The sequence below is a fragment of the Kribbella kalugense genome (assembly GCF_004365875.1).
GTDB classification, from domain to species: Bacteria; Actinomycetota; Actinomycetes; order Propionibacteriales; family Kribbellaceae; genus Kribbella; species Kribbella kalugense.
Map to the genome: position 1 here is coordinate 399162 of NZ_SODF01000004.1, position 13041 is coordinate 412202.

At 68.5% G+C, this 13041-nt stretch carries 15 protein-coding genes; 8 read left to right on the plus strand and 7 right to left on the minus strand.

Annotation, left to right across the window (positions count from 1 at the left end; translation table 11 throughout):
- Window positions 1-27 precede the first annotated feature (27 nt).
- Entirely contained in the window at window positions 28-1194 is a 1167-nt protein-coding gene (locus EV650_RS39200) for a CynX/NimT family MFS transporter (RefSeq protein ID WP_134124299.1), read from the minus strand.
- 77 nt (window positions 1195-1271) lie between these two features.
- Between EV650_RS39200 and EV650_RS39205 the strand changes: the two genes are divergently transcribed.
- A complete protein-coding gene (locus tag EV650_RS39205; protein WP_134124300.1) occupies window positions 1272-1970 on the plus strand; it encodes a FadR/GntR family transcriptional regulator in 699 nt (232 codons plus the stop codon).
- Here EV650_RS39205 and EV650_RS39210 read toward each other — a convergent pair.
- Together EV650_RS39210 and EV650_RS39215 are read right to left on the minus strand one after the other, a co-directional pair.
- The gene (locus EV650_RS39210; protein ID WP_238174764.1) at window positions 1924-2466 is read right to left on the minus strand and encodes a GNAT family N-acetyltransferase; all 543 of its coding nucleotides are present in this window, start codon (window positions 2464-2466) and stop codon (window positions 1924-1926) included. The two genes, EV650_RS39205 and EV650_RS39210, sit on opposite strands and share 47 nt — an antisense overlap.
- A 29-nt stretch (window positions 2467-2495) precedes the next feature.
- Window positions 2496-3251, minus strand: coding sequence for a MerR family transcriptional regulator (locus tag EV650_RS39215; protein ID WP_134124302.1), 756 nt, complete (start codon window positions 3249-3251; stop codon window positions 2496-2498).
- Between the two features lie 48 nt (window positions 3252-3299).
- On the opposite strand from EV650_RS39215, the gene EV650_RS39220 reads away from it, so the two are divergent.
- The gene (locus tag EV650_RS39220) at window positions 3300-3551 is read left to right on the plus strand and encodes a hypothetical protein (protein WP_134124303.1); all 252 of its coding nucleotides are present in this window, start codon (window positions 3300-3302) and stop codon (window positions 3549-3551) included.
- Here the strand turns inward: EV650_RS39220 and EV650_RS39225 are convergent.
- Complete coding sequence (locus EV650_RS39225) at window positions 3548-3901, minus strand: MerR family transcriptional regulator (RefSeq protein ID WP_134124304.1); 354 nt, start codon at window positions 3899-3901, stop codon at window positions 3548-3550. The genes EV650_RS39220 and EV650_RS39225 overlap by 4 nt on opposite strands.
- 56 nt (window positions 3902-3957) lie before the next feature.
- On the opposite strand from EV650_RS39225, the gene EV650_RS39230 reads away from it, so the two are divergent.
- Window positions 3958-4386, plus strand: a complete 429-nt coding sequence (locus EV650_RS39230) for a hypothetical protein (RefSeq protein WP_202875330.1) — start codon at window positions 3958-3960, stop codon at window positions 4384-4386.
- On the opposite strand, the gene EV650_RS39235 is transcribed toward EV650_RS39230, so the two are convergent.
- The gene (locus tag EV650_RS39235; protein ID WP_134124305.1) at window positions 4295-5476 is read right to left on the minus strand and encodes an MFS transporter; all 1182 of its coding nucleotides are present in this window, start codon (window positions 5474-5476) and stop codon (window positions 4295-4297) included. The two genes, EV650_RS39230 and EV650_RS39235, sit on opposite strands and share 92 nt — an antisense overlap.
- 52 nt (window positions 5477-5528) lie before the next feature.
- Between EV650_RS39235 and EV650_RS39240 the strand changes: the two genes are divergently transcribed.
- Window positions 5529-6290: a DeoR/GlpR family DNA-binding transcription regulator gene (locus EV650_RS39240; RefSeq protein WP_134124306.1), complete on the plus strand. Its 762-nt coding sequence runs from the start codon at window positions 5529-5531 to the stop codon at window positions 6288-6290.
- 2 nt (window positions 6291-6292) lie between these two features.
- Window positions 6293-7456 (plus strand): MFS transporter, encoded by a 1164-nt coding sequence (locus EV650_RS39245; protein WP_238174785.1) that lies wholly within the window; start codon window positions 6293-6295, stop codon window positions 7454-7456.
- Here EV650_RS39245 and EV650_RS39250 read toward each other — a convergent pair.
- Entirely contained in the window at window positions 7440-8552 is a 1113-nt protein-coding gene (locus EV650_RS39250; RefSeq protein ID WP_134124307.1) for a trans-sulfuration enzyme family protein, read from the minus strand. The genes EV650_RS39245 and EV650_RS39250 overlap by 17 nt on opposite strands.
- Window positions 8542-9159 (minus strand): TetR/AcrR family transcriptional regulator, encoded by a 618-nt coding sequence (locus EV650_RS41445; protein WP_134124308.1) that lies wholly within the window; start codon window positions 9157-9159, stop codon window positions 8542-8544. The genes EV650_RS39250 and EV650_RS41445 overlap by 11 nt, the downstream gene beginning before the upstream one ends.
- Before the next feature lie 122 nt (window positions 9160-9281).
- On the opposite strand from EV650_RS41445, the gene EV650_RS39260 reads away from it, so the two are divergent.
- From EV650_RS39260 to EV650_RS39270, 3 genes are all read left to right on the plus strand, one after another.
- On the plus strand, window positions 9282-10511 hold the full coding sequence (locus EV650_RS39260) for a cytochrome P450 (RefSeq protein WP_134124309.1): 1230 nt from the start codon (window positions 9282-9284) through the stop codon (window positions 10509-10511).
- A 47-nt stretch (window positions 10512-10558) separates the two neighbouring features.
- Window positions 10559-11692 carry a D-alanine--D-alanine ligase family protein gene (locus tag EV650_RS39265; RefSeq protein ID WP_134124310.1) on the plus strand — a complete coding sequence of 378 codons (1134 nt, stop codon included), beginning with the start codon at window positions 10559-10561 and terminating at the stop codon, window positions 11690-11692.
- A 372-nt stretch (window positions 11693-12064) separates the two neighbouring features.
- Window positions 12065-13041 (plus strand): ice-binding family protein (locus tag EV650_RS39270; protein WP_134124507.1); only part of this gene is annotated, 977 nt, incomplete at its 3' end.

Genomic DNA, 13041 nt, shown 5'->3' on the forward strand with positions numbered 1-13041 from the left:
CGGAAATCCTCCCCAGGTCGGGCGCTGTTAGGTGGGGCGGTTGTCCCGGCCGGCCACAAAGCCGAGCACGATTTGTAGGGCGGAGAGTGTGGCGAACACGGTCAACGTCGTACGCCAGCCGCCGGTCACCTGGGTGAGATACCCGGCGACGACCGGGCCTGCGGCGGCGAGCGAGTAGCCAACCGCCTGCGCCATGCCGGACAACTGCGTGGTCTCGTGATGTCCGCGGCCGCGGAGGCTGATCAGGGTGAGGGCTGCGACCAGGCCGGCGCCTTGGCCGAGGCCGCCGACGATTGCCCAGACGATGGCCAGGTGCGGCGCGAACAGGAGTCCGAGCAGCGCGATGAAGATCGGCGTACTCGCGGTCATCATCCCGGCTCGCTGATTGGTCGGATGCTTCATCAGGCGGGGAATGCTCAGGCCGCCGATCAGGCCGAAGACCTGGAACAGGAACAGGTGTACGCCGGTGGCCCGCTCGGAGACGCCGCCGGTCGAGATCTCGATCGTCGGCAGCCAATTCACGAACAGGTAGAACGCCGTCGACTGCAGTCCCATGAACCCGGTGACCAGCCACGCCATCGGCTGCCGCCACACGCTGACCGGGGGAGGGCCGTCGCCCGCAGTCGCCGCTGGCATCGGCTCCGGCGAGATCGTCCGCGGTAACCAGACGACGGCGACCAGTACGGCGAGGCCGCCCCAGACCGCGAGCGACAGCCGCCAGTCGACCGCGTCCGCGATCGGCACCGCGAGGATCGACGCGATCGCGGCGCCGCCGGTGATGAACGCCGTGTAGATCCCGGTCGCCCGAGACACGTGGCCGGCGTAGTCCCGCTTGAGGATGACCGGCACCAGTACGTTGCCGACCGCGATCGCGGCGCCGACCACGGCCGTGCCGATCCACAGACCAGCCTGGCCTGTGTACGGACGGAGTGCGCTACTGGCCGCGAGGACCAGGAGCGATACGAAGACCGCGCGTTCCATGCCGAAGCGACGGGAGGCGAGGTGGACGAGCGGCGAGGCGACTGCGAATGCGAGCAGCGGAAGCGTTCCGAGCAGACCCTGTGCGGCCTCGCCCAGGTGCAGATCGACCCCGATCCGCGGCAGCACCGGACCGACCGCGGTCAGCGCCGGCCGCAGGCTGAGTGCGACGACGAAGGCCGTCGCGGTGATCAGCGACGACCGCTCTCGACTCATGGGTTCGGTCAACACCGCCACGACGTACCTCTCCTTTACAGATGTCCGACATTTACATCGTACGCTAGTCTGACGGCGTGTCGTTAAACGGACCCGTGCGGCAGGTGCCGCTCGTGCTGCAGGTGTCGGAGCAGTTCCGCGCGCTGATCGAGACTGGCGCGTGGCCGCGCGGCGCCCGGATTCCGGGGGAGCACCAGCTTGCCAATGAGCTCGGCGTCAGCCGCGGCACGGTGCGCGAGGCGCTGCGTTCACTGAGCCTGACCGGCCTGCTGGAGCCACGTGTCGGCGACGGCACCTATGTCCGGGCGACCAACGAGATCAGCGGCGTACTGGTCAGGGACGACCTCTCAGCCTCGTTGACCCACGTGCTCGACGCCCGCGCCGGCATCGAGGCCGCAGCCGCTCGATTGGCCGCACAACATTCGGACGACCTGGCACCTCTGTCTGCTGCCCTTGAAGCCCGCAAAGCTGCTGTCGACGCAGGCGACTTCGAGACGTTCGTCGCCGTCGACGCCGACTTTCACCGCAGCATCGTCGTCGCCAGCGGGAACCCGCTCCTCTTGCGTTTGTACGACGCGATTGCCGAGGTACTGACCGAGTCGATCCACCAGACCGCGTCGATCCCCGAGGATCATCGGATCCTCGACGCCCACGTCGTCGTACTGGAAGCGATCCGGGCCGGCGATCCCGAGGCCGCGAGTCAGGCGTCGTACGCGCTGATCGAGACCGTCAAGCAGTCGCCACGAGAACCGACGGATCCGGCCAGTAGTACCTGAAGCAGGCTGGGGTGCCGTTGAGCCGCCGCGGCTCACCGCCCGGTGGCGGGACGGGTTGCCGGTCACCCCGGATGCCGCCGCGTGCTTCGTAGAACCCCTGCGCCGCGGTGTTCTGCTCGAGCACCCACAGGTAGATCCCCGACTGCAGGTCTTCGGCCGTCAGCGCGAGCAGCTTGGTCCCGATGCCCTGGCGCTTGAGCGGCGCCCGCACGTGCAGGTTGTCGACCAACGCCCCGAACTTCGGATCCGCGTCGAGCATCAGATGCGAGAGTCCGACCAGCTTCCCGTCGTACTCCGCGATTGTCGTCCGCGTGCCCTCCCGCGCAGCCAGTCGCTTGGCCCACATCGCGCCGAGATACTCGGGCGACTCGTCGTCGAGGAACGCGTCGGCGTACGCGCCGCGGTAATGCCGCCGCCAGCTGTCGCTGTGCAGCTCGGCCACCGCCGCCGCGTCGTCCGCGCCGGCCAACCGGAACCGCAGCTCAGAATCCGTCACCCGACGATTCGTACCACTCGCGGCACGCGTCATCCGGCCCCTGTCCGAAGGGTGAACCCGCCGGCCTCGAGTCCGTTGCGAATCAACGAGTCGAGCTGCCGCAAGGCGGGCGAGGAGGCGTTGACCGTGCTCTGAAGGAGCTCGGCGATGGTGGCGTCGGCCGCCTGACCGGGCGGCTCGGCGCCGTACCGATGGATGCTGGCGGCAACGATGCGATCGGCGAGTTCGGTCAGGGACGGGTCGGCCGGGTCGAGGTCGTGGGCCTGGTCGCAGGCGAGGTACAGCTGGCGGAGTTCGGGATTCGTGAGTGCCTGGGTTTGGTCCTGGAACCAGGTGTCGGCAATGTCCGGGTGGGTCGCGTAGACGATGATCCACAGGTCGCGCTCCATCGCGATCCACCGCTGGGTGAAGCCGAGCCCGGGCAGCCCGTCGAGGTGGCGCTCCACTTCCTCGGGCAGGTAGCGGATGTCGCCGGCGGCCAGTTTGCGGAGCCGGCGTTGGGTGTCGCGGAGCAGTTTGATGCGGGTGGTCAGATCGGCATCGAGCTGCTGCAGCGCGGAGTCGAGTTGCTCCGGTGCCGAGGCGAGTTCGCGGATCCGGGCGAGCGGGACACCGGCGTCGGCAAGCATCCGGATCTTGACCAGCTCGACCACGGCCTGCGCCGGGTAGCGGCGGTACCCGGACGAGTCCCGCTCGGGCTCCGGCAGCAGCCCCTTGGCGTGGTAGACGCGGACGGTCTTCGTCGACACCCCGACGTACCTGGCCAGCTGTCCGATGGTGAGCACGAGACCATTCTTGACCTTGCCCCAAGGGCAATGTCGCACTATCGAGGTATGACCGACTGGGACACGTTGCGGACGCTGGCCGACGAGGGCAACGAAAAGGCGCTCGACCGGCTCGCGGATCTCGCCGACGAGCGGAACGAGCTCGACGCGCTGAACGAGCTGCTCGACGAAGGATCCGACCGCGCCGGCGAGCACCTCACCCGCCGGGCCGCCGCCGCCAAGGATCTCGTGGAACTGCAGCGGATCAGCGACGCCGGGTACGACGAGGCAGCCGCCGTACTCGATCGTCTGCTGGACTAGATCGGCCGCAGCGGGCAGCCGGTGCCGATGCGTTCGGTCAGGTCGGCGCGCAGGTTTGCGAGCTCCGCCATCCGGTCGTCGATCACCTGGACCTTGTCGGCGAGGAGCGCGGAGAGGGCAGCGGCAGAGTCAGGGGAGTCGCGGAGCTGCTCGCCGTGCTTGCCGATCTCGGACAATGAGAAGCCCAGGGCTTGCGCCGTACGAACGTAGTGCAGCCACGGAACCGTCTCCGGCGGGAAGTCGCGGTAGCCGTTCGGGCGCCGATCGCCTTCGACCAGACCGATCTTCTCGTAGAAGCGGATCGTGTCCTTCGACAGCTTCGTCTGCGTGGCGAGCTCACCGATGCGCATCCGATCCTCCGTTCGGCTTGACCTTCGACAGCACTCCACTGTTTACCGTCAACAGCGTGTCTCCCCAAAACCGCAGCTATCTCCGCCTTGTCCGCGCCAGCGCCTGGTACGACCTGATCGTCACGGCCGGCTTCGCCACTCCCTGGACCTACGTGCTCGTCCACCGCGCCCTGATGACGATGGGCGACTTCCCACCCGCCGACACCATCCAGACCCTGTACGCCAACCTGATGGGCTCGGTCGTGGTCGTCTGGGCGCTCCTCCGCCTGTTCCGGACGCTCCCACTCCATGGCTTGTACGACGGGATTGCGCGCGTGCTGTTCGCGTCCTGGCAGGCCTACGCGCTGGCCCAGGGCGCGCCCAAGATCCTCGCCGCGTTCCTGGTGATGGAAGTCAGCTTTGGACTGGTTCAGCTCCTGCCCTGGTTGGCCGACCGGTCGCGAGGACGCGAGCGAACACGATCAGCCCAGCAGCCAGTGCAGTGACGACGATGAACGACATGGTCAGATTGCTCGCCTGCGCGATCCCGCCGATGATCGACGGCGCCACCAGGCCGGAGGCGTAGGTGATGGTCGCGACGCCTGCGATGGCCTGGCTCGGATTCGGGCCGGTGTGGCCGGCGGCCGCGAAGGCGAGCGGTACGACGACCGCGATCCCGACGCCGATCAGGCCGAACCCGACCATCGCGACGACCGCCGTCGGCGAGACGACCACCAGCAGACCGCCGAGCGTCGCGATCACGCCGCTGAAGCGCACAGTCCGTACGGCGCCGAACCGGTCTACCACCGCATCACCGGTGATCCGCGCGATCGCCATCGTCAACGCGAACCCGGTCGTCGCGCCGGCGGCGACACCGGCCGAGCTGTCGAGGATGTCCCGCAGGTAGACGGCTGACCAGTCCAGGCTCGCGCCCTCGGCGAACACCGCGCAGAACCCGACAGCCCCGATCAGCAATGCCGACTTCGGCGGCAACGCGAAGCGGGCCGGCGGCTCCTCGTCCTCCTCGGGATGAATGTTCAGCACGAACTGACAGACCACCGCACCGATGATCGTCAGTACGACGGCCGCGACCGCATGGTGGATCTGGGCGCTCAGACCCAGGTGCGCGGCGACCGTCCCGACGGCCGAGCCGAGCAGAGCACCCACACTCCATAGACCATGCAGCCCGGACATGATCGATCTCTTCAGCCGGTGCTCGATCTCGATCCCGAGCGCGTTCATCGCAACATCGGCCATCCCCGCAGTCCCGCCGTACACCAAGAGCGCCGCGCACAACGTGAGCAGGCCGGGGGCGAGCGAGGGCAGGATCAGGGCGAGCGTCCAGAGGGCGAGCAGGCCGCGGAGTGCGGTCCGGGTGCCGAAGCGGTGGCTGACCCGCGCCGCGAGCGGCATCATCAGCGCCGCGCCGAGGGCCGGGAACGCGAGCGCCAGCCCGAGTTGGCCGGCGGACACTCCCGCATGCTCCTGGATCCAGGGCACCCGGGTCGCGAACGACCCGGTCACCGATCCGTGCACGCAGAAGACGGCGGCCACGGCGTACCGGGAACGCTTGACGAGGGTGGTGTCTTCAGTCACAAGCAAACATACTAACTGTTCGAACGATCAGGCGGATGGTAGTTTTTTGCCTATGAGAAGTGCGGAACGGCATCAAGTGATCGTAGAGCGACTACGAGCCGTCGACCGAGTGTCCGTCCACGACCTGGTCGAGGCGACCGAGGCGTCGGACATGACGGTCCGTCGCGACCTCGACTTCCTGGCCGCGCAGGGCGTCCTGAAGCGGGTCCACGGTGGCGCTGTTTCCGCGATGCCGTCCGGCCTTGAGCCGCCGCACTCGTTGCGCGCGCAGGCCGCGGTCGCCGCCAAGCAGGCGATCGCGCGCGCCGCCGTCGAACACCTCCACGACGGCGAGACCATCGTCCTCGACAGCGGTACGACGGCACTCGAGACGGCCAAGCTGCTGCACGACCGCGCGTTGACGGTCATGCCGCTCTCGCTGCACGTCGCGCACGAGCTGGCCGACGCGCCGCGGATCCGGCTGCTGATGCCGGGCGGCGAGGCCCGGAAGGGTGAGCTTTCACTGATCGGTCCGCTGACGATCGCGTCGCTGCGCGCGCTGCGGTTCGATGCCGCCGTACTGAGCCCGTGTGCGTTCAGTCTCGAGGCGGGGCTGACCGCGTTCGACCTCGGTGACGCGGAGATCAAGCAGGCGGCGATGAGCGTCTCCAGCCGGACGATCCTGCTCGCGGACGGCGCCAAGTGGGACCGGTCCGCGCTCGCCTATGTCTGCCCGGCCGACCGGCCCGACCTGATCATCACCGACGAGTCGGCCCCCGAGGACCAACGGACCATCCTGACCCAACGCGGCGTACTGATTGAGGTTGCATCTTGACTGTGCTGATGGACGCACCGTCCAAAACTGCCCGATCCGCCCGCGTCGCCACCTGGCTGTACTTCGGCCTGAACGGGTTCGCGGTCGGTATGTGGGTCGTCCATATCCCGAGCATCGAGCAGGCGACCGGCATCACGCACAGCACTCTTGGGCTGCTCCTGCTGGTGCTCGGTGCCGCTGCTTTCACCGGCATGCAGGTGGCCGGACCGCTTGTCGACAAGCTTGGTCAGAGGCGGCTCGTCCCGGCGGCCGGCGTACTGCTTGGCATCGCACTGGTCGGACCAGGGCTGGCGACGAACTGGTGGACGCTCGGTCTCACGCTGATTCTCGTTGGCTTCGGCAACGGTTCGATCGATGTCGGCATGAACGCGCAGGCCGTCGTGGTCGAGCGTGGTTACCCGCGGCCGATCATGGCCGCGTTCCATGCGATGTGGTCGATCGGCGGCGCGATCGCGGCCATCGTGGGCGCGGCAACCCTGCGAGCCGGCGTTTCGACCGAGGTCACGCTCAGCGTCGCCGGTGTCATCTGCATTGTGATCTCGCTGGCCGCCAGCAGGTTCTTGCTCGAGGCAACCGTTCCTGCCCACGACGAGCCGGAACAGGTGGAGCGGGCGAAGCCGCCGGCCAAGCTGGTCTGGGCTCTGGGCGGACTGGCGTTCGGCTTGATGCTGTCCGAGGGCGTCGCGAACGACTGGGCCGCACTGCACTTCCGCGACATCCTCGGCACCTCGGTCAGTACGGCGGCCTTCGCGTACGGCGCGTTCGCGGTCGCGATGACCGTCGGCCGGTTCCTCACCGACCGGGTCGCGGCGATCGTCGGTCCCGCGGCGATTGTGCGCTGGGGTGCGGCGATGGCGGCGGTCGGTCTAACGCTGGTGATCGTCGTACCGTGGGTGCCGGTCGCGCTGGTCGGCTGGGCGATCTTCGGGCTCGGCCTCGCAGGCGGCGTACCGCAGTTGTTCACCGCCGCCGGCAACCTCGACCCGCGGTCCTCCGGCGCGCTGATGGCTCGCGTCGTCGGACTCGGGTACGTCGGTCTGCTCGCCGGGCCGGCGTTGATCGGCGGCCTCGCGCATTGGATGCCGCTGAACATCGCCTTCATCCTGCCGGTCGTGCTGTGCGTACTGACGTTCTTCGGCGGGCCGGTGCTCAAAAAGCGTTCTTGAGGGCCTGCTCCAGATCCGCCCAGAGGTCGGCCGGGTGCTCGATGCCGACGGACAGGCGGATCAGGTCCTCGGGGATGGTCGGGACCTCGATCGCCCAGCGGCGGCGGCGTTCCAGCATCGACTCGACGCCGCCGAGGCTGGTCGCGTGCACCCAGAGTTCGGTGCACTCGCAGACCTTCTGGGCTGCTTCGGCCTCACCGCCGAGTTCGAAGGCGAGGATCGCGCCGAAGCCGGACATCTGTGCGGCTGCGAGGTCGTGACCGGGGTCGTCCGGGAGACCGGGATAGCGGACGCGGCTGACCCGCGGGTGCTCGAGGAGACGCTCGGCCAGGAACGCCGCGTTCGACTGGGCGCGTTCGAGGCGCAGGGCGAGGGTGCGCAGACCGCGGAGGGCGAGCCAGGCCTCCATCGGGCCGGGGATCGCACCGAGGCTGCGGCGGCGGAGCTCGATCGCGGACCACAGGTCGTCGTCCGCGGTGATGACAGCGCCGAGGATGACGTCCGAGTGACCGGCGATGAACTTGGTTGCCGAGTGCATCACGACGTCCGCGCCGAGCCGGATCGGCTGCTGCAGCAGGGGAGTCGCGAACGTGTTGTCCACGACGACTGTTGCGCCGGCGGTGTGGCCGGCCTCGGCGAGAGCCGGGATGTCCGCGACCTCCATCGCAGGGTTGGTCGGCGACTCGATCCACAACATATCGGCGCCGTTGAGGACCTGCTTGACCGCTTCGGTGTCCGCGACGTCGACGTGCTCGACCGTGAGCCGGCCGGTCTCGGCGTACTGCTCGAGGAGCGCGACCACGCCGGAGTACGCGTGCTGCGGCGCGACGACCCGCCCGCCGACCGGGACCAGGTCGATCACGGCCGCGGCCGCCGCCATCCCCGAGGCGAACGTCAGCGCGCGACCGCCTTCCAGCTGACCGAGCGTCTCCTCGAGTGCGGTCCACGCGTCGTTCCCGAACCGCCCGTACCCGCGATCCCCGCCGGCGACGTACGTCGAGCTGAACACGGGCGACTCGTTGACGGGCGCGTTCGGCACCCGCTCCGGCCGGCCCGCATGTACGACGATCGTGGACGGATCAAGCTCAGTAGTCATACCTGGAATTGTCGCTGACGGCGGGCAGCGGGATCCCGCCGGTGTGGAGCAGAGTCATCGCCTGCCGGGCCAGTGACCTCGCGTCGGTGGTGTCCGGGGCTTCGACCCAGACCCGGACGACCGTTTCGATGATGTTCATCGCGATCCCGGCTGCCAGCGCGGCGGTGAACTCGGCACGGTTGTTGGCCGGCAACCGCAGTACCAGCTCGTCGGCCAGGTCGGTGCGGAAGCGCCAGATCAGCTCGTTCAGGTGGGCGCTCACCGACGCGGTCTGCGAAGCCAGGTCGAAGACAGCCCGGACCCGGTCCGGGTTGCTCTCCAGCTGCTCCAGGACCCGCTCGATCACCGCCTGCAGTCCGGCCGGGAGCTCCAGCTCGGGCTGCTCCCGGAGCCAGGTCACCGCGTCGACCAGACAGTCCTCGACGAACTCGAGGACCAGCGTCTCCTTGGTCGGGAAGTACCGGTACAGCGTGCTCGGCCCGACCTCCGCCGCGGCCGCGATCTGCTCGACCGTGGTCCGGCCGAAGCCGTTGTCGTTGAACAGCTCGAACGCCTTGTCCGCGATCAGCCGGCGGGTCCGCTCCCGCTTCACCTCGCGCAGTCCCATCAGCACCTCCCGATCAGCAGCTTCGCGGGCAGAGTACCGGTTCGCCGACTCGCCGGAGGTTGCTCCCGATCGGCAGGCCCAGTCATATGGTAGTCACTGCCAGAATCTATTGGGAGGGCCCAATGACCCAGAGCTTCCCCGTCGAGCGGCCGACCGGTTGCCCGTTCGACCCGGCGCAGGCGTACGCCGACTTCCGCCGTGCCGAGGCCCCGACGAAGGTCTCCACCCCGGCCGGCGTCGACGCGTACGTGATCAGCCGGTACGACGACGTACGGACGCTGCTCCGGGACAGCCGGCTCAGTTCGCGGTTCGCGCCGTCGGACCACGTCGTACCGGATGCCGACCTGGACCGGGAGGCCGAGTCGGGCTCGCTCATCCAGGTCGACGGTGCGGCGCACAAGCGGCTGCGGCGGATGCTCGCGACCGAGTTCGCGGTGAAGCGGATGGAGGCGATGCGGCCGCGGATCGCGGAGATGATCGAGGCACAGCTCGACTCGATGCTTGCGGCTGACGGTCCGGTCGATCTGGTGCAGGCGTTCGCGTTGCCGATCCCGTCGCTGGTGATCTGTGAGCTGCTCGGCGTGCCGTACGCCGACCGCGGCGAGTTCCAGGAGCGGAGTGCGCTGCTGGTCAGGGTCGACGGCGACCCGGACGAGCAGATGCGGGTCAGCGACGAGCTCAACCAGTACATGGTCGGCCTGGTGTTGGCGAAGCAGGCCGAGCGCTCAGATGACCTGTTGTCCAGGCTCATCACGCGTGGGGAGGAGCTCGGAGAGCCGCTGACCCTGCCGGAGCTGGTGTCGGTCGGGATCACGCTGCTCATCGCCGGTCACGAGACCACCGCGAACATGATTGCCCTCAGCACGCTCGCCCTGCTGCGCAACCCGGCCCAGCTCGACGCGTTGCGTGCTGATCCCGCGCTCGCTCCGGCCGCGGTCGAGGAGCTGTTGCGCTACCTGTCCGTCGTCCACTTCGGCCTGTTCCGGCACGTGACCGAGGACCTGCCGGTCGGGGGTTCGACGATCGAGGGCGGCGGGTTCCTGATCGCAGCTCTGTCCGCGGCGAACCGCGACGAGACCGTGTTCCCTGACCCCGATCGGCTCGACCTGGAACGGCAGGCGGCGGCACATGTCGCGTTCGGGTTCGGGCCGCACCAGTGCATCGGTCAGCAGCTCGCGCGGGTCGAGCTGCAGGAGGTCTTCACCCGCCTGTACGCCCGGATCCCGACGCTGCGACTCGCCGTACCGTTCGAGGAAATCGAGTATCGGAACAACACTCTCGTCTACGGCGTGACCTCGCTGCCCGTGACGTGGGACACGCCCGCTACCGAGCGCGATCTGAAGAGCTCTTAACCGAACCCAGATCGGATCCTGAGCTCGAGGCCGCTACAGTCGAGCCGGTGAGTGAGTACTCGAGGGAAGAACAACGCAAGCCCCGCGTCGCCGTCGTTTTCGGTGGCCGGTCGAGCGAACACGCCATCTCCTGCGTGACCGCGGCCAACGTTCTGCAGGTGATCGACCGGGACAAGTACGACGTGGTCCCGGTCGGTATCAGCACCAGCGGGCACTGGGTCTTGGAGAGCGGCGACCCGGAGCGGCTGTCGATCACCGACGGCAAGCTCCCCGAGGTCGACGTGACCGCGATGCCGGTGCTGTTCGGCGCGAACCGCGAGCTCGTGATCAGCGAGCCCGAGCAGGTCCCGAGCACACTCGGCCAGGTCGACGTGGTCTTCCCGTTGCTGCACGGCCCGTGGGGTGAGGACGGCACCATCCAGGGCCTGCTCGAGATGTCCGACATCCGGTACGTCGGTTCCGGCGTACTCGCGAGCGCCGTCGGCATGGACAAGCACTACATGAAGGTCGTCTTCCAGGCGGCCGGCCTCGAGGTCACGCCGTACGTCGTGATCCGGGACCGGGACTGGATCCGGGACGCGGCCGCGTGCCGGGAGGCCGTGGACGCGCTCGGCTACCCGGTGTTCGTGAAGCCGGCCCGTGGCGGTTCCAGCCTGGGGATCACCAAGGTGAGCAGCCTGGACGAGCTGGACGAGGCGGTCGCGGTCGCGCGGGCGCACGACCCGAAGGTGATCGTCGAGGCGTCCGCGAAGGACCCGCGCGAGATCGAGGTCGGCGTCCTCGGCAGCGCCGGCGGCGGACCGGCCCAGGTCAGTGTCTGCGGCGAGGTCGCGGTCTCCGGCGGCGGACACGACTTCTACGACTTCGAGACGAAGTACCTGCCGGAGGGCGAGGAGTACCTCGCGCTCTCGGTGCCGGCCGACCTCCCCGAGGAGGTTGCCGCCGACATCCGGGCCAAGGCGCTCATTGCCTTCGACGCGATCGAGGCCGAAGGACTGGCGCGCGTCGACTTCTTCCTGGACGCCGACGGCCGCGTCGTGATCAACGAGATCAACACCATGCCCGGGTTCACCCCGACCAGCATGTTCCCGCGGCTGTGGGCCGCCTCGGGCAAGGACTACGCGTCCCTCGTCGAGCACCTGCTGCAACTTGCAATGACCCGCCCAACCGGCCTGCGCTGAACGGCGGAGCCGCCGTTAGTTGAATCAGGCAACCAGTTTCAACTGGTTGCCTGATGCATCGACGGGCCGTTGACACAGCGTCAGCATTGACATAACGTCAGCTTTTAGTAACGAATTGTGATCGGCAGGAAACGGCCCTGCAACGCCGTCGCCGATCGAACGGGGTGCGACCACGCCATCAAGGCGTCGGGTCAGGGGGGTCCTGTCCTGCCGCTCGTGGCGGTCTCCCGATGTCCTGTTACCGGGCCTAGACCTGTCTCGGATCGCTCGATGTCGATCCTCCTTCACCACGAAATCGCTCGGGTAACGAGCTGCGCCGATCCACCGGATCAGGCCGCGGCTCCATCGACGGACTGAGGGTGAAACCGAATCATGAAGTTGTCCACGCATGCGATATCCGGCAGCCGGTTGCGGCTGAGTGCGCTCGCTGTAACAGCCGCGCTCGTCGTATCAGGGGGCGGTCTGCTGGCCGCCGGAGGTAACGCTCAGGCGGCGGCTGTTGCGGTGCCGCTCGGTGCCGCCGAGAGTTTCGTGATCCTGGGTGGGGCGGGGGTCACCAATACCGGGCCGACGGTGTTGACCGGGGACATCGGCAGCTTCCCGAACCCGGCCATCACCGGCACCGGGACGATGACGATCACCGGCACCAACCACGCCGGCGACGACGTGACTCAGCAGGCGAAGAAAGATCTGGTCACGGCGTACGACGTCGCCGCCGGGGAGTCGCCGCGGACGCCGATCACCGACGACCTGGGCGGCAAGACGCTGACGCAGGGGGTGTACAACTCGGCGTCCTCGATCGGGCTGACCGGCGCGCTGACGTTGGACGCGGAGGGTGACGCGGGGGCGGTCTTCGTGTTCCAGGCGGGCTCGACGCTCACCACCGCGAGCAGTAGCAGCGTGGTGCTGACGAACGGTGCTCAGTCGTGCAACGTGTTCTGGCAGGTGGGCAGCTCGGCAACCATCGGCACCGCGACCCAGTTCCGCGGCACCGTCCTGGCGCTGACCTCAATCACCATGAACACCGGCGCCACAGCCGTCGGCCGAATGCTGGCCCGCAACGGCTCAGTAACCCTCGACACCAACACCCTCACCAAACCCACCTGCGACACAACCCCACCAACAACCCCGCCAACAACCCCGCCAACAACGCCACCGACCACGCCGCCCACGACGCCGCCGACTACGCCGCCCACGACGCCGCCCACGACGCCGCCCACGACGCCGCCGACTACGCCGCCGACTACGCCGCCGACGACGCCGCCCACGACGCCGCCCACGACGCCGCCCACGACGCCGCCCACGACGCCGCCCACGACGCCGCCCACGACGCCGCCCACGACGCCGCC